The organism is Candidatus Accumulibacter propinquus (assembly GCF_056856495.1).
Genome location: NZ_JBSEHC010000002.1, coordinates 356,266 through 374,245 on the forward strand (window position 1 = coordinate 356,266; position 17,980 = coordinate 374,245).

Genomic DNA, 17,980 nt, shown 5'->3' on the forward strand with positions numbered 1-17,980 from the left:
CCAGCAGGGAGCCAAAGCCGAAAATGGGTTTCCGCTATCTGGCCGCCGGTGTAGCCGTCGGGAACGCACGCCGCACCGCTGATGTCGCCGGTTCCATCGATGCGGATTCGGGAGCCACCTTCGCCCCGACGTCCTTGAGGAGCCGTTGGAATTCGGGTGACGCCATGATGATCACTCCTGCCGCGGTACGCAAACGATCCACCGCTTCAGCGGGCAGCACGAAGCTGGTGGGCAGGCTATTCAGGTAGTCGAATTCGGCCTTGTCCTGCAGGGCCGCAAACGAGACGTCGATGGCATAGATCTCAACCTCCGGGCCTTTAAGGTCGTCAGCGATCGCGGCATCCTGGTGGTCCGCAAATGCCGCCGATTGCCGAAGCCGACGCAGCGACTGCCAGCGCGCCGCCTTGTCTCGCAGCAACTCCGTCGCTTCGTAGGAATAATGATCAATCGGCACGCTGGACGCCTGGAGCAATGTGCTTATCATGCCCGGGGGCGTATCCGATTGGTCCCAGCGGGTCGGGGGCGAGGACACCGAGTTGACGACGAAAACGACGATCCTGCGCGTGCGGTCGAACGGTGTCGGCACCCCGGCGCCTTGCAATGCCTCCATCAACTCGAGCAGGGTCAGTACAGAACGCATGCCCACGTTGTCCGCGACACCACCGTCTACGAGATGGATGTATGGGCGTTGCGCGCCATCGGCGAAGGCGAGCCGTTCGTCAAAGTCGCGCCTTGCGCGCGCGGCCGTGCGCGGCGGGTCAGCCGCTCCGCCAAGAAATTGCAGCCAGGAAGGCGTTTGATAATTGCAGGTGCCGCCGTAGTTGTTGATCGTGACCGCCGAAAGCACCACCGGCACCGCCGACGAGGCCGCGGCGGCGCGCGAGAGTTTCACCGCGCCAAGGTCCGAACACAGCGCGTCGAAGACGTTCTGGTCGAAGACCAGACGGGCTCCGGTCGAGAGGTCGGTGGCCGAGGCGAGAACAAGCGGACCTTTGCCGCGTTCGAGATCGGCGAAGGTCGCGCCGTTGAACAGGATCTCGTCATACAGATCGGCCGCCATTTCAGAGCGCCCCCACCGGGTCCACCAAAGGTCACCCCAGCGGGCCGGGTTGAATAAGCGGCTGATGATCTCGCCTTGCACGTTACGCTTCAGAAAGCGTTGTTCGTAATCGGCGAACAGCTTGTCTCCATAGAGACCATAGGCCAGCGCTGTGAAGCTGCCGCCCGACACCCCGGTAATGACGCCGACCGCATCGAGCAGGCGGACCTTTTCGCCATTCGCCCTGTCGACCTCGGTACGCCGCAGGAATTCCAGGACGCCAAAAGAAAATGCGGCCGCGCGCGTGCCCCCGCCGGAAAAGGCGAGAAGGACCAGCGCTTCCGGGTCCTTGAAATACAACTGCCGTGTTTCGAAACGGTAGCCGACGCCGGGGTCGGCCTGCGTGATCGGGGGATTGATCGGTCGCGTTGCGCAAGCGCAGAGAACAAGCAGCGTGGCGAACATCACCGGCAAGCGCGCGCGCAGTCTCGTCATTGCATTTCCGCCTGGTCGGTGCACTTGTCGAGGTGCTCGTTATCCGTGGGTGCCCCGTTCCCGCTCCCCAGCGGTCGCATCGGCAAGCGCCGACGGACGTTTTCACTGTCCGACCGGGCGCACCGCGTAGCGAGTTCGACGGCCTGCGCGTAGGCCATGTGATCCTTGGTCTTCTCGATCTCGAGCAGCGTCGTCTCGCCGTTAACCCGCACGCTGTACTTGCCCATATGGTGGAGGAGGTACATCGCGAAGAGATTGTCGAAGTCCTCGTAACGCCCCTGTTCCTTGCGGAAGTCGCGCGACAGCACCGAAGGAAAGCGGTTGGGCAGGTCCTTGAAGGCCACCTTTTCTTCCTCGTTTGGATCGACATAGGTCGAGCCCTCGTACTTCCTGTAAAGCACCACGTCCATTCCGTATCCGCGCACGTTCCACTCCTTGATGAGCTTCATTGCCATCTCGGTGGGAATATTGGCTGTTGCCGCCACCAGGATCCGTCGTCTGGTAAGCACCTTTGCGCTGGTAACCTCCAGTTTGTCGTATCCAGCGCCAAATCTGAATGCCGAGCCGATGGTCTTGGCACAGTTGAGACGCATGTAGTCATACCTGATTTCGCCGTCGTGGTACTGAGTATTCCTGGCGTGACGGTGATAGTCGTCATTGATGCGCCTGAAGTACGCCACTATCGCTTCCTTCTCGCCAGCCGGTACGCCGTACACGCGCACGCCAATGACCGATCGCTTGTAGATCTCCCCAAAGTCGAGACCAAACGCGGCCGTGTCGCCGAGCGATGAGCGTGTCTTGAACAGATACTCCTTCTTGGGGACGCCAATCATGAGATCTTCGGTGTAGAAGCCAGTTTCGTGCTTGCGCGCACGGTCGGCATAGAAGTTTGCCGAGTAGACCAGGTCATCACCGGGCACTTCGTCCCGGAGGCCCAGGGCGAGGTGACCCGCCGAGCCGCCCTTGGAGGTACCGAAGCTGATCAGCAACTCCATGTCGTAAGAATCCTGTCGCAGGACGCCAACTATCTCGTTGATGTTGGCGGGTTCGGCCCCGCCCTTGGTTCCGAAGTCGGTAGCCTCCGCGCCCGCGGCGAACATCACCGCCGTCACCAGGCACCAAGAAGTGACCCGCAGAGCCGTTTTTCCCTTGGGGCTGAAACGTCGTTGCAGGCTGCGGACCGTTTTTGCAATGATCATTTTTCGCCCTCAAGGAACTGCCCTGTTCTCTCGTGGAAAAGGAGAGCCCTGATCCTCGCCCGTCCAAACCCTCGCCCAAGCTCCTTGACGGCGAAGAAAGGAATCAAGGCCACAAGAAGAACCAGGGATCCGGAGAGCAATTCGTGGGGCTCTCTGGCGACAAACTCCGCGAAGCCACCCGCGAGCCCCTTTCCCGTCCAGAGGCCCTCGATCGCATGCTCGATGACGTTGAGTGACACGACAAGAAGAGTAAAGACCAAAGCCTTGTAAAGAGTGGGATAAATCAGTGGTCTCCGCTCAAGGCCGCGACCAGCATGGAAGACAGCGCCGATCATGATGACCTTTCCGAGGATCAACGCCTGGATCACTGCCACCCAGTAATTGGTGTAGATGATGTCGTGAGCGGCGAGAACGAGTCTCCGGTACTGCGTGAAAGCGGCGAATACGAGCGCCAGATAAATGACGTTGATCCCGTACTCGGCCATCTCGTGGAAGAATCGTTCCTTCCAGCTTTCCTGTTGCCGGTCAGCGCCAGCCATGATCCACTTCCCGCCCCCGACGAATTCCTGCTCCGCCGCCGATGCCCAGCGGCAGGTTCAAAGTCGCCACCGCGAAGACCCTTTGACTCATTCAATTCACCAGCAGGCGAGTGTGAAACCTTGACAACATCCCGCCGGCCAGCGTCCGCGCCTTGAACCCGTTCTGCAGCAGGGCGCGTGTCGCGTAATAGGCACGCTGGCCGGAACGGCAAATGACCAGGATTTCCCGATCGCGGGGAAGCTCGTCGAGCCGCGCCCGGAGTTGGCCAAGCGGGATGTTGAGCACGCCCGGCACGCTCTCCACGGCGAGTTCGCCGGGTTCGCGCACATCGAGCAGGAACGCGTTGTCGGCAGCATCCCAATGACTCAAGGGCATGTCGCCACAGAGGATATCCGCAGCGACCATGCCCGCGAAGTTGACCGGATCCTTCGCGCTTCCGAACTGCGGCGCGTAGCACAGCTCGGCTTCTTCGAGGTCATGGATCGTCGCGCCCATCTGGAGCGCCATGGCGAGCGCGCTGATGCGCTTGTCTACGCCATCCTCGCCGAGCGCCTGCGCACCCAGGAAACGTCCGTCGGACTTTCGGAAGAGCACTTTCATCGCAATCGGCCGCGCTCCCGGGTAGTAGCCGGCGTGCGAATTCGGGTAGAGGTAGATCTTTTCATAATCGCTGTCGCCGAGCCGCTTGAGCGTTTTTTCGCTGGCGCCGACCCAGGCGGCGGCGGCACCGAACAGCCCGATGATCGAGGTACCCTGGGTGCCGCGGAAACGGGACTCGCGCCCGGCAATCACGTCGGCGGCGATGCGGCCCTGCCGGTTCGCCGGCCCGGCGAGCGCGATGAGACTCCACTCACCGGTCACGAAATCCCTGACTTCGATCGCGTCACCGACGGCGAAGATGTCCGGGTTGCTGGTGCGCATCTGCTCGTCGACGCGAATCCCGCCGCGTTCGCCGATAGCGAGGCCGGCCGTCTTCGCCAGAGCCGTCTCCGGACGCACGCCAAGCGCGAGGATCACGATGTCGGCCGGATGCACCTTGCCCGACTTCGTCAGAACCTCGAGCGAGCCGTTCGCGGCCTGCTGGAATCCGGCCACCCCGTCATTGAGCGCGAGACGGATACCGTGCCGCTCCACATAGCTCTCCACGATGCGCGCCATTTCCTGATCGAGTGGCGCCAGGACCTGATCGAGCATCTCGACCAGGGTGACTTCGAACCCGCGATGCACAAGGTTCTCGGCCGTTTCAAGGCCGATGAATCCGCCGCCGATGACCACCGCGCGGGTCTTCGGCCTGAGCGTCTGGAAGCCCGAGTACTTGTCCATCCCGGAGAGGAACAGCGAACCCCGTTCGATCCAGTCACGGATCGCCCGCGCATCGGGCACGGTGCGCACCTGGAAAATCCCCGGCAGGTCGATTCCCGGCAACGGCGGACGGACTGACGGCGCACCGGGCGACAGCACCAGCTTGTCGTAGGACTCGCTGGTCACCTCGCCAGTTTCCACATGGCGCAGCTCGATGGTTTTTGTGTCCGGCGAGATCCAGACGGCTTCGCAGTTCGTTCGGACATCGATATTGAACACCCGGCGGAAGGTGTCAGCAGTCGCCACCAGCAGGCTCGATTCCTTTTCGATCACGCCGCCGACATGGTAAGGAAGCCCGCAATTGGCGTACGAAACGTACGGTCCGCGTTCGACCATGAGAATTTCCGCGTTTTCGTCCAGCCTGCGCAGCCGTGCCGCGCACGAGGCACCACCCGCCACGCCACCGACGATGACGACCTTGGTTCTTGCACTCTGGCTCTTTGCTTCCATGGCACTCTCCCGATGATCTATCAATCCTCGACGGGCAGCTGCCCGGCAGCGCAGCCATCCATTTCACGTGGCGTAACAACACTCGATTACCCATAACTTGACTATAGCAGCCGCGACATCGATGGCCTGATCCTGGTCTTCCCGCGACGGGTACTGCTGACCAGCGGCTACATCCTTATCGCCGACCGGCGGCGCTCGCCAAAACGCCGCGGCATCTCCGAATTATGCGCGCGACGCCTTTGTGGGACCGCCATCAAACTCGTCGATGGCGTCGGCCACCGTGATCCGCCGGCCGAAGTAGCCGACGCTTTCCTCCAATCCTTCGGCGCGCAGGATGTCGCGCACCGCCGCATGCGCCCCTACCAGCCGCAGGCGAATCCCGGCTGCCTGCAGTTCCTGATGCAGTTTGGCCAGCATCCGCGCGCCGGCCAGATCGACCACCGGCGAAGTGGACAGATCGCAGACCACCAGGTCGAGCGCTGCGTTGCTTGCGCGGATCTTCTGCCAGAGCGCTTCGCGCACGTGCTCGACGTTGAAGTAGAGCAGGGAGGATTCGACGCGAAACAGCAACGCCCCGGCGACCGGCGCGTTGTCCGGGTTGCGCTCGCTGTCGGAGTAACTCCGGGTGCCGGGGATTCGGCCCAGGAAAGCGACATGCGGGTGCGCCGCGCGGCGGATCAGCAAAAGCATTGAGACGACAACCGCGACGATCACGCCCTTCAGGATGCCGAGCAGCAGCACGCCGGCGAAAGCGCTCATCGAGACGCCGAACTCCAGCCGGCTCACCCGCCAGACGTGGCGCAATTCGCCGATATTGACCAGTCCCTTGACGGCGACCAGGACGATCGCCGCGAGGACCACGTTCGGCAGGTTGTAGAGCATGCCGGTCAGGTAGAGCAGGCACAGGCCGATGGTCAGCGAGGCGAAGACCAGCGCCAGCGGCGTTCTGGCGCCAGCCTTGTCGTTCACCGAGGACTGCGACAGACCGCCGGCCACCGGGTAGGCTTGAAAGAGCGCCGCGCCCAGATTCGCCGCCCCCAAGCCGAGCAGTTCCTGGCGCGGATCGATTTCGTCGCCATGCGCCTGCGCCAGCGCGCGGGCCGCCGAAACGCTTTCAACGTAGGCCAGCAGCAGACAGGCGAAGGCGAGTGGGATAACCCCGTCGACGTCGCGCAGCCGCAGGCCCGGCAGACGGAATTCGGGCAAGCCCTGCGGCAGCGAGCCAACCACCTTGAAGCCGAGATCCCCGAGCGGCGTCAGCGACAGCGCGAGGATCGAAAGCACCACCACGAAGAGCGCGACCGGCCGGCCGGGCAGGAATTTCTCGCCGAGCAGCAGCACGGCGAGCGCGCTCAGACCGAAAACTAGCACCACGGGGTTGGTGTCGGGAAGCTGCCCGGCAAGGACGGCGACGCTCTCGAAGAAGCCGTGTCCGCCCCCCTTGACCCCGAACAACTTGGGCAGCTGGGTCATGGCGATCGTCAGCGCCGCGCCGGCCTTGAAGCCGAGCAGGATCGTCTCGCTGATGAAGTTGACCAGCGAACTGAGACGAAAGAGCCACGCCAGCAGGCACATCGCGGCGATGACCGCCGCCGTGAGCGCCGCGATGTCGGCCCAGCGTCCGGCATCCCCCTGCGCCATGCCGGCGATCGTGACGCCGACCAGCATCGAGATCGCCGAGGTGGGGCCGATCGCCAACTGGCGCGACGAGCCGAAGAGCGCGTAGAACAGGCCACCGACCAGATAGCAGTAGATGCCGTACTGCGGCGGCAGGCCGGCGAGCGAGGCGTAGGCGAGCGACACCGGGATGCCGTAGGCCGCCAGCGTGACGCCGGCGATCGCGTCGTGCGTCAGCCACTGCTTCTGATAGCCGGCGAGCCACTGCGCCGGCGGAAAGACCGCCCGCCAGCCGCGAGCCGGGATTGCGCGCGCCACGCCACTGGCAGAGCCCCTTTCTTCGGCAGTCGGTGTCGTACTCATGGATTTTCTTCCACCTGAGCCTCGATTCGTCCTTCCCGCACCGCCTTGACGAAGGCCCGGTAGTCGCGCTGATTCTGGTCGCTGTACTCGACGGCGAACTCGCAGATCGCGTCGTCGAAAGCCGCGTTCGAACCCATGTAGCCGGCGATCAGCGCCGCGTCCCCCGAGCGAGCGTGCGCGCGCGCCAGCGCCCAGGCGCACAGCCGGCCGTAGGTCATCAGCAGCTCGACATCCCATCCTTCGATGATGGCGCTGATCTTGACGTCGCGCAGTTGGCGCAGATAGTAATGCCGCCCATCGCTGCCCGTTGTCCAGCCCAAAAAGATGTCACTGGCGGCCTGCATCAGATGCTGCCCGGCAATGACTCGCTGGCCGTGATTCGGGTGCAGGCTCGCGCCCGCGTAGGGTTCGAGGACCGACGCCCGCGCTTCCTTGATCTGCAGGAAGAGGGGATCATTGTCCGCAGCCATGAACAGCCCGATCGTGCACCTCGTGCCGACACTGCCGACACCGACCACCTTGATCGCCAGATCGCAGAAATGGAAGCGGTCGAACAGCACGCGCACGTGTTCGGGGAGTGACGCGCGATAAGCGGCCAACGCTTCGCTGCACTGTGTTCTGAGTCCTGGCGCCAGTTCCTCCGAGGGGTGAAAAATCAGCGGTGGCTCTTCCTTGATCCTGGGCAGCGTCCCGTGGTGTTCGGCGAGCTTGGGGAAGATAATTTCGGCAGAGCTTTGCTGGCGCGCCTTCTGGAGCCGCCTGATGATGCGTTTCCTGACTTCTTCGCTGGACACTTCGGCGAGTATTTGTTCGACCGTGATTCTGTCGTACCAGACGTCGAGCGCGGGCATCGACGAATAGTCGGCCATCCGCTCACGGTACGCGCGCACGGTCGCCGTCGCCGCGCGTGCGGCCTGGCTTTCGTGGAGCCGCAGGTGATGCGCGGCGATGACCACGCTCGCCGTCAGACGTTTGACATCCCACTCCCAGGGGGCCGGCAGGGTCTCATCCAGGTCGTTGATGTCGAAGATCACCTGCCGCTCGGGTGTGGCAAAGCCGCCGAAGTTCAATAGATGGGCGTCGCCACATGCCTGTACCCGTAGGCCGGAGTTGGGGGTGGACGCCAGATCGGCCGCCATGATCGCTGCCGAACCCCGATAAAAGGTGAAAGGCGACTGCAGCATCCGACCGAAGCGGATGGGCACGAGTTGGGACAACCGCCCCTCGTTGGACTCGGTGAGCACTTCAACCGGATCGCGCCGCTTCCTGAGCGGCTTCCATCCGCCCTGGGTTTCTCGAGGTACTGCCTCGCGCAGCGCCTTACCTTGCACGCGGCGCTCGTCCGGGGAAAGAATCGCCCTTTCGTTGTCCGTTCCCGTATTCCGAGGGTTCTCACTTCGATTGATTTTGCTCATCTCCCACTCACCTGATCACATCGCCAACGATCTTTGCATCTGGCCGGCGTTGATGTAGTATATTGGCATATTTCGGTACATCATATTCTCCGCGATGCTGCGCCGGTGGTAGCCGCTCTCGTTCTTCCAGCCGGGGCTTCCCTTGGCTTCGATCTCCTTGAGGATCGCATCACGGGGATGATCGTCTCCCCAGGCGAAGCACCTTCTTGTTTAAGTTCACCCTTTACCGGACGCACTCCTGGCCGGCCGCCACGGCCCTCGGCAGCGCGAAACCAGGCGGCGCCTTGAGCCACGGGAAGCCCTGCGCCATCATCTGGTAACCGAGGTCGTAGAGCGCGCGCATATACGCGTTGTCGAATTCTTCCTTGTGCGGCACCTTGAAACTGGCCGGGATGAAACCGAGGTTGAAATCGACCTGATCGCGCTCGGCGGTGGCATAGATGCGATATAGGTCGCCAATTCCCTGACTGTGAATCAACGAAGCAACGGCACGCGCTGCGATGCTCATCGTATTGCGCTCGACATCGGCCCACTCCGCGTCCAGGCGCGCGTTCCGGATCACGTAGAGCCGGCGCTCACGGCTGACGCCGACCGCCATCGCCGCCTCATTGATGCGCATCTCCGCAGGATAGGCGAAGACCTGCGCCACAATGCCGCCGTCTACGTGCATTTCCTGATAAGGCCGGCCGTCGACTTCGACGTCGATCATCATCGGCGGAAAGCCTACTGGAATCGACGCCGAGGCAATCATGACCTTGACGAAAAGATCGAGTGCTCCGGGACCGCCGTAGGTGGCAATTTTTCCCATGTCCCAGATCACCGGCCGACGCGCGTCCAGGTCGGCGGTGGCGATCAGCAGCAGGCGACCTTTCGCATACTCGGCGGCGATTTCCCGCAGCAGTTCCTCGTTCACCGATTTGCGCGTCAACTTCACGAGCGGCGCATTGTCGGCCATCGCGTCGCTCAGTACGCCTGAAACCAGGCCGCGTGGCTCGATGACGTCTTTCGGCGAGATGGTGGTATACACTTCCTTTAACGTACCGTCGTACTTTGAGCCGAGAAAGGCGAAGGGTGCGATCAGCGCCCCGGTACTGATGCCGGTAACGAGTTTGAACTCCGGGCGTGTGCCGGTCGCTGTCCAGGCATTCATCACGCCCGCGGTAAACGCGCCATTATCCCCGCCGCCGGAGATGGCGAGAAAAACAGCGGGCGGCAGCTGCCCCTGCTGTCCTTGCTGCGCACGGTAAGCCTGTTCCCGGCGCAGCGCGTCGAACGAATCACGGCTGAACTCGGCCATGTCGCCCGGGACATGCCGCACGCCGGGCATGCCCGGTATCTCGGCCTTCGCCGTCCACGTTGATGGCACCGCCGGCAGGCGCGGTGGTGTCATCGAGCAACCTTGAATGATCAGGAAGGAGGCGACAATCAGGCAGGTGGTTTTGAGGGACACGGTTCTCTCCTTGCATCACTTTTGGATCATTGTCGGCAGCTTCGACTGCCAGGTTGCTGCCTTCTCCTCATGGGCTGGTTCAGTCGTTCAGGCGCGTGATCTTGTTTCCCTGCAGACCCAAGCCCGCCATCAGGCCCTTCTGGTTGAAAATGAAGGCATAGATGTCCTTGTTAATGGTCTTCGTGGTCAGCGACCGGCCCATGCCCTCATCCACCACCACGATGGAGGGGCCCACACCGACTTCGAATCCGTCGTTCCGGTTCAGCGCCTCGAGCGAATTTTCATTCATCAAGAACATCACATAGCCGTATTTCTGGGCGCCGGCCTGCAGACCGTACGAAGCCCCGGTGGTGTTGTAGTACCCCACCGCCTGACCGTCTTTGAAGAGAACACCGTCGCCGTACTGTCCACCAACGACCAGACCGGCTTTGGTGATCTCCGGAAAGACGAGAACGGCCAGCGCATTCCTGGACAGCGCTTTCGCCGCAGGAACCCTGGCGAGCAACTTCTGATAGATATTGCGCGCGTCGCGTTCGAGGGCGGTATGATCCGCCGCGCTGGCCGTGACCGGAGTCAGCAGAGCCGCAATGACGGCTAACAGAAACCATTGAAAGAATCGAGCAAATGTCTTAGGCATGGAGCACTCCTGTGAAGAATGGTTATCGAGAAAATTTCAGCCGAGCGGACTGTACCTCATGGGGGATGTAAGCTGGAACCTCAGAAAACCACGTCGGGAAACCACTGCGGCCAAGTTTTCGGCCACAACGCCTATCCGACACGGTTTTTCGCCCACATTTTGCCCGGTTGGGAGCAACGTTCGCCGCAAGCCGTCGGTTGGGTTGGAAAACAGGTGTTTTACGTCATAGCTAATACCCTCACTCAGTCTTGAAAGGATGCGTCTCAGAGTCCTCTACGAGGGGGTCTGCTGCCCGGTTCAATACACTTCCGGAATATACTTCAGCGGCAGATCGGCTTCCTGATAGTCGCCGGCTTTCTGGCGCTTCGGCAAGGTGATCTTTGGCTGCTTGACGACCTCGTACGGGATGCTGCTCAGAATATGCTTGATGATGTTCAGGCGTACGCGTTTCTTGTCGTCGGAGCGGGCGACGAACCAGGGCGCCCACTCGGTGTCCGTTGCCTTGAACATTTCGTCGCGCGCGTGCGAGTAATCGTACCAGCGGCTGTACGACTTGAGGTCCATCGGCGACAGCTTCCACTGCTTGCGCGGATCGGTGATGCGGGCCTCCAGGCGGCGCGTCTGCTCATCCATGTCGACTTCGAGCCAGTACTTGAGCAGGATGATGTTGTTGGCTTTGCCGACCACCAGCTTTTCGAAGAGGGGCGCCAGTTTGAGAAAACCCTGCACCTGCTCGTCGCTGGCAAAGCCCATGACGCGTTCGACACCGGCGCGGTTGTACCAACTGCGGTCGAAGATCACCACCTCGCCGGCCGCCGGCATGTGCGGCAGGTAACGCTGTACATACATCTGGGTCTTCTCGCGCTCGGTCGGAGCCGGCAGGGCGACAACCCGGAAGATGCGCGGGCTGACGCGCCCGGTGATCGCCTTGATAGTGCCGCCCTTGCCGGCCCCGTCACGGCCTTCGAAGAGGATCACCACCTTCAGGCCCTTCTCGATCACCCAGGTTTGCAGGTGTACCAACTCGGCCTCGAGTTTTTCGAGTTCCTTGAGGTATACCCGCTCGGACATTCTTTTCGTCGGCTTGCTCTGGGGCTCGCCCTCGGTCTGCTCTGCCGGCGACTCGGGACCAGGGCTGATCACTTGCTCGGCCTTGACACGCTTTGCCGACTTGCCTTTCTTGCTCATTGACTTCTCCTCTTGATACGCTTCGATGGACTGCCATGGCTGGCTGGCGACCCCACAGGCGGGCGCCGAGCAGTCAGGCATGCCAAAACACGCCGACGGGAAGACCACTGCGCCGGCACCTGCCAGGCCTACTGCGGGAGGACCTCGTCCCGCCTCACTCCTCCTGCAACGGCGACTTTCTCCGCCTCGACCACCCAGCCGCCGCCCATTGCCTTGTAGAGATTGATCATCGCCTGCAACTGGGTCTGCTGCGTCTGCGTGTACTGCAACTGGACATTGAACAAGCTACGTTCCGCATCCAGGACTTCGATATAGCTGGTGTAGCCGTTTTCGTAGCGCAGCCGCGCCGTCCCCGCATACTGCTCCAGAGCTCCCACCTGGCGTTTCTGCGCCTGCAACTGGGCACGCGTGCGGTCCTGGTCGATCAGCGCGTCATTGACTTCGCGAAAGGCTTGCTGGATGGCCCTCTGATACGCAAACAATGCTTGCTGCTGTTGCGCTTCCGCCGCCTGCACCTGACCGGCGATGGCGCCGGCCGTGAAGATCGGCATGCTGATCGGTGCAGCGTACTGCCAGACCTTCGACTGGCTGTCGAAAAGATTGCCAAGGCTGTTGCTGGCGTAGCCGAACAGACCGGTCAGCGAGAGGGTCGGAAAGTAAGCCGCCTTGGCCGCGCCGATCAGGGCATTGGCGGCAATCAGGCTCTGCTCCGCCTGCTGGATGTCTGGCCGTCGCTCAAGAATATCCGAGGGTAGACCGGCTGGAATGGCCGGGAGCAACAGTTGATCAATGTTCCTGCCGCGGGTAATCGGCCCGGGGTTGCGACCGAGCAACACGCTCAGGCCATTCTCCTGTTGTACGATCGACTTCTCGATGGCCGGGATGGTGGCCAGAGCTTCCTCGTACTGGGACTGGTTCTGACTCAGTTCGAGCAACGAGATGATGCCACCCGCGTAACGCTCCTTGAAGATCTCGTACGAATCTCCGCGACTTTTCGCCGTCGCCCTGGCGATTTCCAACTGGCGATCGAGGTCGCGGAGGTTGACGTAGGCACCGGCAACGCTACCGACCAGAGAGAGGATGACCGCTCGCCGGCCGTCCTCGCTGGCCAGGAGCTGTGCCCTCGCCGCTTCGGTCTGGCGGCGAATGCGGCCCCAGATATCGATCTCCCAACTGGCATTGAGCACCGCCTGATAGTTGTTGTAGGTCGAGGAGGTCGATGCGCCCGGAGCGACGCCCTTCTGTCGGCTCACCTCGTAGCCGGCGCCAACCTGCGGAAAGAGGGCGGAACGGACGAATCCATATTGGCCGGCAAACTCTTCGATGCGCGCGCTGGCAATCAGCAGATCCTTGTTGGCAAGCAGGGCGGCGCTGACCAGTTCGTTGAGTACCGGGTCGCCGAACTGCTCCCACCAGGCAGTATTGGCCAGATCCCTGGCGTCCTGGTCACTCAGACGCCAGGCCGTCGGCGTGTCGATAGTTGGACGCACGTAATCGGGTCCAACCATGCAGCCACCGACCAGCAGCGCCAGCAGTGCGGCCAACAAGGGCTTACGCATGGCTATCTCCCTCCTTTCCAGCAATCGGTACCGTGGAACTCTCGGTGGCCGCGGCGACGCTCTCCCCAGCGTGGTGACCGACCCCGGTGTCGCCCTTGTGACTGATCTTTTCGACCACGTAGAAAGTCACCGGAATGATGAAGATGGCAATGCAGGTAGCGGCCAGCATGCCGCCGATCACCGCACTGCCCATCACCTGTCGGGAAATGGCACCAGCGCCGCTGGCGATGGCCAGCGGAACGCAGCCGAGGATGAAGGCGAACGAAGTCATCAGGATTGGCCGCAGGCGCAGTTCCGCGCCTTTGAGCGTCGATTCGGCGAGCGACAGTTCGCCCTTCTCGTATTCCATCTTGGCGAACTCGACGATCAGGATCGCGTTCTTGGCCGCCAGACCGATCAGCATCACCAGGCCGATCTGCGCATAGACGTTGAGTTCCTGGCCGCGCCACAGCAGCGCGGCGAAGGCGCCGGCGACGGCGATCGGCGTACCGAGCAGGACCGAGAAAGGCAGCGACCAGCTTTCGTACTGCGCCGCCAGGATCAGGAAGACGCAGAGCAGCGAGAAACCAAAGATGACCATCGGCGAGACGCCCTGCTGGGCCTTTTGCTCCTGGAACGACATGCCCGAGTAGTCGTAACCCATTTCGCTTGGCATCGTCTCGGCGAAAACTGCTTCGAGCGCCCGCATCACCTGCACCGAACTGTAACCAGGCGCTGCCGAAGCGTTGATCTGTGCGCTGCGGTAGAGGTTGTAGCGCATCGTGAATTCCGGACCCGAGATGTTGCGGATCGAGGTCAGCGCCGAGAGCGGCACCGCTTCACCCTTGTTGTTGCGCACGTAGAAGCGCCCGACGTTCTCGATGTTGGTCCGGTATTCGCCCTCGGCCTGCACATAGACCTGCCACTGGCGTCCGAAGCGGTTGAAGTAGTTGATGAAACCGCTGCCGAGGAAGCTTTGCAGCGTCTTGTAGACATCGCTGATAATGACCCCCTGCTTCAATACCTTGTCCTGATCGACTTCGATGAAAAGCTGCGGCACGATCGGCAGGAAGGTGGTCGAAACGCTGGCCAGCTCGGGGCGCTTTTTCGCCGCTTCGATAAACTTGGTGGTGTTCGCGGCAAGGAAGGCGATGTCTTTTCCAGCGCGGTCTTCGAGAATGAAAGTCGCCCCGCCGGAGGTGCCGACCCCCTGAATGGCCGGTGGCGGAAACGCAAAAGCAATGGCGCCGGGGATGCTGGCGAGCCGCTTCGTCAACTCGGCCTTGATCGCGGTGTACTGTTCGTCGGGTGCTTTGCGTTCACCCCAGTTCTTGAGCGTGATGAAGAAGAAAGCGCTGTAGGTATTGGTCACCTGGCTCAGCATGCTGTAGCCGATGACGGTGGTCGTGTATTGGACGCCTGGCACCTTCATGATCAGATCTTCGGCTTGCGCGGCAATATCCGAGGTGCGCTGCAAGGATGAGGCATTGGGGAGCTGGATCGCGGCAAAGACGTAACCCTGGTCTTCATCCGGGAGGAAGCCGGCAGGGACGAGCTTGCCGAAGAAACCCGCCACAACCGCGACGGCCACCAGAAAAAAGAGGCTCATCACGCTGCGGCGGATGGCGAGCCGGCAGACACCGACATAACCGCCGGTGACCCGGCCGAAAGCGCGATTGAACCCGTCGTAGAATTTCTGCAACGGGCCACTACCCCTGACCTTGGGTCGCAGCAGCAGCGCACAGAGCGCCGGGCTGAGCGTCAGCGCGTTGAAGGCCGAGATGATCACCGAGATGGCGATGGTCACGGCGAACTGCTGGTAGAGCTGGCCGGTGATGCCGGGAATGAAAGCCGTCGGTACGAAAACCGCCGCCAGGATGACGGCAATGGCGATCACCGGCCCGGTCACCTCGCTCATCGCCCGCAGTGTCGCGTCCTTGGGTGACAAACCATGTTCGATGTGGTGCTCGACGGCTTCGACGACGACGATCGCGTCATCGACGACGAGGCCGATGGCCAGCACCAGACCGAACAGCGACAGCGTGTTGATCGAGAAACCGAACATCGGAAAGAGCATGAAGGTGCCGACCAGCGACACCGGCACCGCCAGCAGCGGGATCAGCGTCGCCCGCCAGCCCTGCAGGAAGACGAAGACGACGATCATCACCAGCACCAGCGCTTCGATCAGCGTGTGCTCGATCTCCTTGATTCCTTCGGTGACCGACAGCGTCGTGTCGAGGGCGATGACGTATTCGAGGTCGGGCGGGAAACTCTCCTTGATCTTCTCCATCAGCTTTTTGGCGCCGTCGGCGGCGTCGAGCGCATTGGCGCCGGGCATCTGGTACAGCGCGACGAGCGCCGCCGGTTTGCCGTTCAGCCGGCCCTGCTGGCTGTAGGTCTGCGCACCGAGCTCGATTCGCGCCACGTCGGCGACGCGCACCACCGAACCGTCGGGGTTGGCGCGCAGGACGATGTTGCCGAACTCTTCGGTGCTCTGCAGCCGCCCCTGCGCGCGCACCGCGTAGGTGAACGACTGCCCCGCCGGCACCGGCTCGCCGCCGATCGTCCCGGCCGGATTGACGGTGTTCTGGTTCTGGACGGCGTTGATGATTTCCGGAACCGTGATGTTCAGCTTGGCCAACTGGTCGGGCTTGACCCACAGTCGCATCGCGTACTGGCCGGCGCCGAAAACGGTGACGCTGGCGATCCCCTTGACGCGCGTCATCTGGTCGTTGATGTTGATGTACGCGTAGTTGGCGAGAAAAACATTGTCGTAGGTGCCGTTCGGCGAGTAGAGCGCGAACATGATCAGCGGCGAAGACGTCGATTTCTGGACTGTCACGCCGTAATTGCGCACGTCCGAGGGCAGTTGCGACTCGGCCTGGCCTTCGCGCATCTGGGCGAGCAACTGGTCGGTGTTGGCGTCGGTGCCCAGCGCGAAGTTGACGTACAGGGTGGACTGGCCATTGTTGGCGTTGATCGAGTACATGTAGTCCATGTTGTCGACGCCGGACATCTGCTGCTCGATCGGCGTGGCGACCGCCTGTTCGACGGTCAGCGCGTCGGCGCCGGTGTAGGTGCTGCTGACCTGGATCTGCGGCGGAACGATGTTCGGGAACTGGGCGGTCGGCAGGCCCGACATGGCGACCAGGCCGACGATGGTCATCAGGATCGAGATGACCATGGCCACGATCGGCCGGTTGATGAAGAACTTGGACATGGTGCCTTACCCCTTGGCGGCGGGCGCAGGCGCCGCCGGCTTGTCGTCGGCCTTGGCCGGGCTGGCTGCGGCGGGCGCCGCCGGTGCGGCCGGGACAAAGGGTTTCGGATTGACGGTCATTCCCGGCCGCACCTTCTGTGTGCCTTCGGCGATCACCTGCTCGCCGGGCTGCAGCCCTTGAGTGATGATCCAGTCGGTCCCGATCCGCTCACCGACGCTGACCGGACGGATGTCGGCCTTGTTGTCCGGGCCGACGACGGCGATCAGGTATTTGCCCTGCAGTTCGGTGACCGCACGCTGCGGTACCAGCAGCGCGCCCTTCTGGACCGACATCGTGGCGCGCACCCGGCCGTACTGGCCGGGGCGCAGCAGGTTGTCCGGGTTGCCAAAGAGCGCGGCCGCCTTGAAGGTGCCGGTGCTGGTGTCCACCTGCCGGTTGAGGATCGAGAATCTGCCCGGCTGAGGGTAAACCGAGCCATCGACCAGGATCAGCGTGAGCGGCACTTTCTCCGGCCGGCTGCCGCTGGCGATCGCCGCGTTCGCAATCTTCAGGTATTCGCGTTCGCTGATGTTGAAGTAGACCTTGATCGGTTCCACGGTCGACACGGTGGTCAGTTCGGTCGCCATGCTGGGGCTCAGGAGATCGCCGATCTGTGCCTTGGCGATGCCGGCGATGCCGGTGACCGGGGAGGTGATGCGCGTGAAACCGAGATTCAGTTTCGCGGTCTTGAGCGCCGCGTCGGCGGACTCAAGCTGCGCCTTGGCAGACTGTTCGGTGCCGGTGGAATCGTCGAGGTCCTTCTGGCTGACCGCGTTCTTGGCCGCCAGCGGCTTGACGCGGGCGAGGTTGGCACGGGCCGTTTCGTAGCGGGCCAACTGCTGGGCGCGCACGCCCTTGGCTTCGTCCACGGCGGCTTCGAAGGTGCGGGGGTCGATCTCGAAGAGCGGCTGACCTTTCTTCACCAGGTCGCCTTCGCGGTAGTTCTGCTTGACGAGGTAGCCGGTCACCTGCGGGCGGATGACGGCATTGACGTCGCCGTCGAGCGACCCGATCCATTCCATGTAGATCGGCACGTCCTGCTGCGTGACGGTGACCAACTCGACGGTTGGTGACGGCGGGGCGGCGGGCTTCTCCTTGTCGCAACCGGCAATGATCAGGAAGGCCACACCGGCCAGACCGAGGGCGACATGGCGGAAGGCGTGATGAGCGGCGGAAAAGGATGAGGGGCTGGACGTCATGACGGTTCCTGCAGGGGAAATAGGGGAGACTGGTTGCTGCACATTCGGGATATTTTTGGGCTGGGGGAGAACGCGGCCACCGTACCCCCTTGAGGGGCGTGCCCTATTTTCCACCTGTCGTAGCGCCGATCAGCTCGCGTTCCCTCCAACGACTTCACCCACAACGGCACCACGAGCTGCGCCACGCACGCCCGCGCCCGGCGTCGTTCCTGTTGATGTTGTTGGAGG

General features: G+C 62.5%; 12 protein-coding genes and 1 pseudogene. All 13 read right to left on the reverse strand.

Annotated elements, in window-relative coordinates; all coding sequences use genetic code 11:
* Positions 1 to 34 precede the first annotated feature (34 nt).
* The 13 genes and pseudogenes from AC15MQ_RS04130 to AC15MQ_RS04190 all read right to left on the reverse strand — a co-directional run bounded on the left by AC15MQ_RS04130 (position 35) and on the right by AC15MQ_RS04190 (position 17,611).
* Positions 35 to 1,534: a patatin-like phospholipase family protein gene (locus AC15MQ_RS04130; RefSeq protein ID WP_287665851.1), complete on the reverse strand. Its 1,500-nt coding sequence runs from the start codon at positions 1,532 to 1,534 to the stop codon at positions 35 to 37.
* Positions 1,531 to 2,733 carry a hypothetical protein gene (locus AC15MQ_RS04135; protein WP_287665852.1) on the reverse strand — a complete coding sequence of 401 codons (1,203 nt, stop codon included), beginning with the start codon at positions 2,731 to 2,733 and terminating at the stop codon, positions 1,531 to 1,533. The genes AC15MQ_RS04130 and AC15MQ_RS04135 overlap by 4 nt, the downstream gene beginning before the upstream one ends.
* On the reverse strand, positions 2,730 to 3,272 hold the full coding sequence (locus tag AC15MQ_RS04140; protein ID WP_287665853.1) for a hypothetical protein: 543 nt from the start codon (positions 3,270 to 3,272) through the stop codon (positions 2,730 to 2,732). Before AC15MQ_RS04140 ends, AC15MQ_RS04135 begins: the two co-directional genes overlap by 4 nt.
* 91 nt (positions 3,273 to 3,363) lie before the next feature.
* Positions 3,364 to 5,085, reverse strand: coding sequence for an FAD-dependent oxidoreductase (locus AC15MQ_RS04145; RefSeq protein ID WP_483079410.1), 1,722 nt, complete (start codon positions 5,083 to 5,085; stop codon positions 3,364 to 3,366).
* Between the two features lie 222 nt (positions 5,086 to 5,307).
* A complete protein-coding gene (locus AC15MQ_RS04150; RefSeq protein ID WP_332333141.1) occupies positions 5,308 to 7,065 on the reverse strand; it encodes a SulP family inorganic anion transporter in 1,758 nt (585 codons plus the stop codon).
* Positions 7,062 to 8,480 carry a DUF2252 domain-containing protein gene (locus tag AC15MQ_RS04155; RefSeq protein ID WP_287665857.1) on the reverse strand — a complete coding sequence of 473 codons (1,419 nt, stop codon included), beginning with the start codon at positions 8,478 to 8,480 and terminating at the stop codon, positions 7,062 to 7,064. The genes AC15MQ_RS04150 and AC15MQ_RS04155 overlap by 4 nt, the downstream gene beginning before the upstream one ends.
* 72 nt (positions 8,481 to 8,552) lie before the next feature.
* Positions 8,553 to 8,672, reverse strand: a pseudogene (locus tag AC15MQ_RS04160) (IS5/IS1182 family transposase); the annotation flags it as partial.
* A gap of 31 nt (positions 8,673 to 8,703) precedes the next feature.
* Entirely contained in the window at positions 8,704 to 9,930 is a 1,227-nt protein-coding gene (locus AC15MQ_RS04165) for a patatin-like phospholipase family protein (protein ID WP_483079411.1), read from the reverse strand.
* A 79-nt stretch (positions 9,931 to 10,009) separates the two neighbouring features.
* The gene (locus AC15MQ_RS04170; protein ID WP_287655692.1) at positions 10,010 to 10,567 is read right to left on the reverse strand and encodes a lipid-binding SYLF domain-containing protein; all 558 of its coding nucleotides are present in this window, start codon (positions 10,565 to 10,567) and stop codon (positions 10,010 to 10,012) included.
* Positions 10,568 to 10,864: 297 nt separating this feature from the next.
* Positions 10,865 to 11,755 carry a polyphosphate kinase 2 gene (ppk2, locus tag AC15MQ_RS04175; protein WP_483079412.1) on the reverse strand — a complete coding sequence of 297 codons (891 nt, stop codon included), beginning with the start codon at positions 11,753 to 11,755 and terminating at the stop codon, positions 10,865 to 10,867.
* Positions 11,756 to 11,883: 128 nt separating this feature from the next.
* Positions 11,884 to 13,314: an efflux transporter outer membrane subunit gene (locus AC15MQ_RS04180; RefSeq protein ID WP_287669395.1), complete on the reverse strand. Its 1,431-nt coding sequence runs from the start codon at positions 13,312 to 13,314 to the stop codon at positions 11,884 to 11,886.
* A complete protein-coding gene (locus AC15MQ_RS04185) occupies positions 13,307 to 16,513 on the reverse strand; it encodes an efflux RND transporter permease subunit (protein WP_483079093.1) in 3,207 nt (1,068 codons plus the stop codon). The genes AC15MQ_RS04180 and AC15MQ_RS04185 overlap by 8 nt, the downstream gene beginning before the upstream one ends.
* Positions 16,514 to 16,519: 6 nt before the next feature.
* Positions 16,520 to 17,611 (reverse strand): efflux RND transporter periplasmic adaptor subunit, encoded by a 1,092-nt coding sequence (locus tag AC15MQ_RS04190; RefSeq protein ID WP_483079413.1) that lies wholly within the window; start codon positions 17,609 to 17,611, stop codon positions 16,520 to 16,522.
* Between the last annotated feature and the right edge of the window lie 369 nt (positions 17,612 to 17,980).

Excerpts from the sequence above, each read along its gene's own strand:
- AC15MQ_RS04170 (WP_287655692.1), bottom strand. The coding sequence starts at position 10,567 with ATGCCTAAGACATTTGCTCGATTCTTTCAATGGTTTCTGTTAGCCGTC.
- AC15MQ_RS04155 (WP_287665857.1), bottom strand. The coding sequence starts at position 8,480 with ATGAGCAAAATCAATCGAAGTGAGAACCCTCGGAATACGGGAACGGAC.
- ppk2 (WP_483079412.1), bottom strand. The coding sequence starts at position 11,755 with ATGAGCAAGAAAGGCAAGTCGGCAAAGCGTGTCAAGGCCGAGCAAGTG.
- AC15MQ_RS04150 (WP_332333141.1), bottom strand. The coding sequence starts at position 7,065 with ATGAGTACGACACCGACTGCCGAAGAAAGGGGCTCTGCCAGTGGCGTG.
- AC15MQ_RS04185 (WP_483079093.1), bottom strand. The coding sequence starts at position 16,513 with ATGTCCAAGTTCTTCATCAACCGGCCGATCGTGGCCATGGTCATCTCG.
- AC15MQ_RS04180 (WP_287669395.1), bottom strand. The coding sequence starts at position 13,314 with ATGCGTAAGCCCTTGTTGGCCGCACTGCTGGCGCTGCTGGTCGGTGGC.
- AC15MQ_RS04140 (WP_287665853.1), bottom strand. The coding sequence starts at position 3,272 with ATGGCTGGCGCTGACCGGCAACAGGAAAGCTGGAAGGAACGATTCTTC.
- AC15MQ_RS04145 (WP_483079410.1), bottom strand. The coding sequence starts at position 5,085 with ATGGAAGCAAAGAGCCAGAGTGCAAGAACCAAGGTCGTCATCGTCGGT.
- AC15MQ_RS04135 (WP_287665852.1), bottom strand. The coding sequence starts at position 2,733 with ATGATCATTGCAAAAACGGTCCGCAGCCTGCAACGACGTTTCAGCCCC.
- AC15MQ_RS04130 (WP_287665851.1), bottom strand. The coding sequence starts at position 1,534 with ATGACGAGACTGCGCGCGCGCTTGCCGGTGATGTTCGCCACGCTGCTT.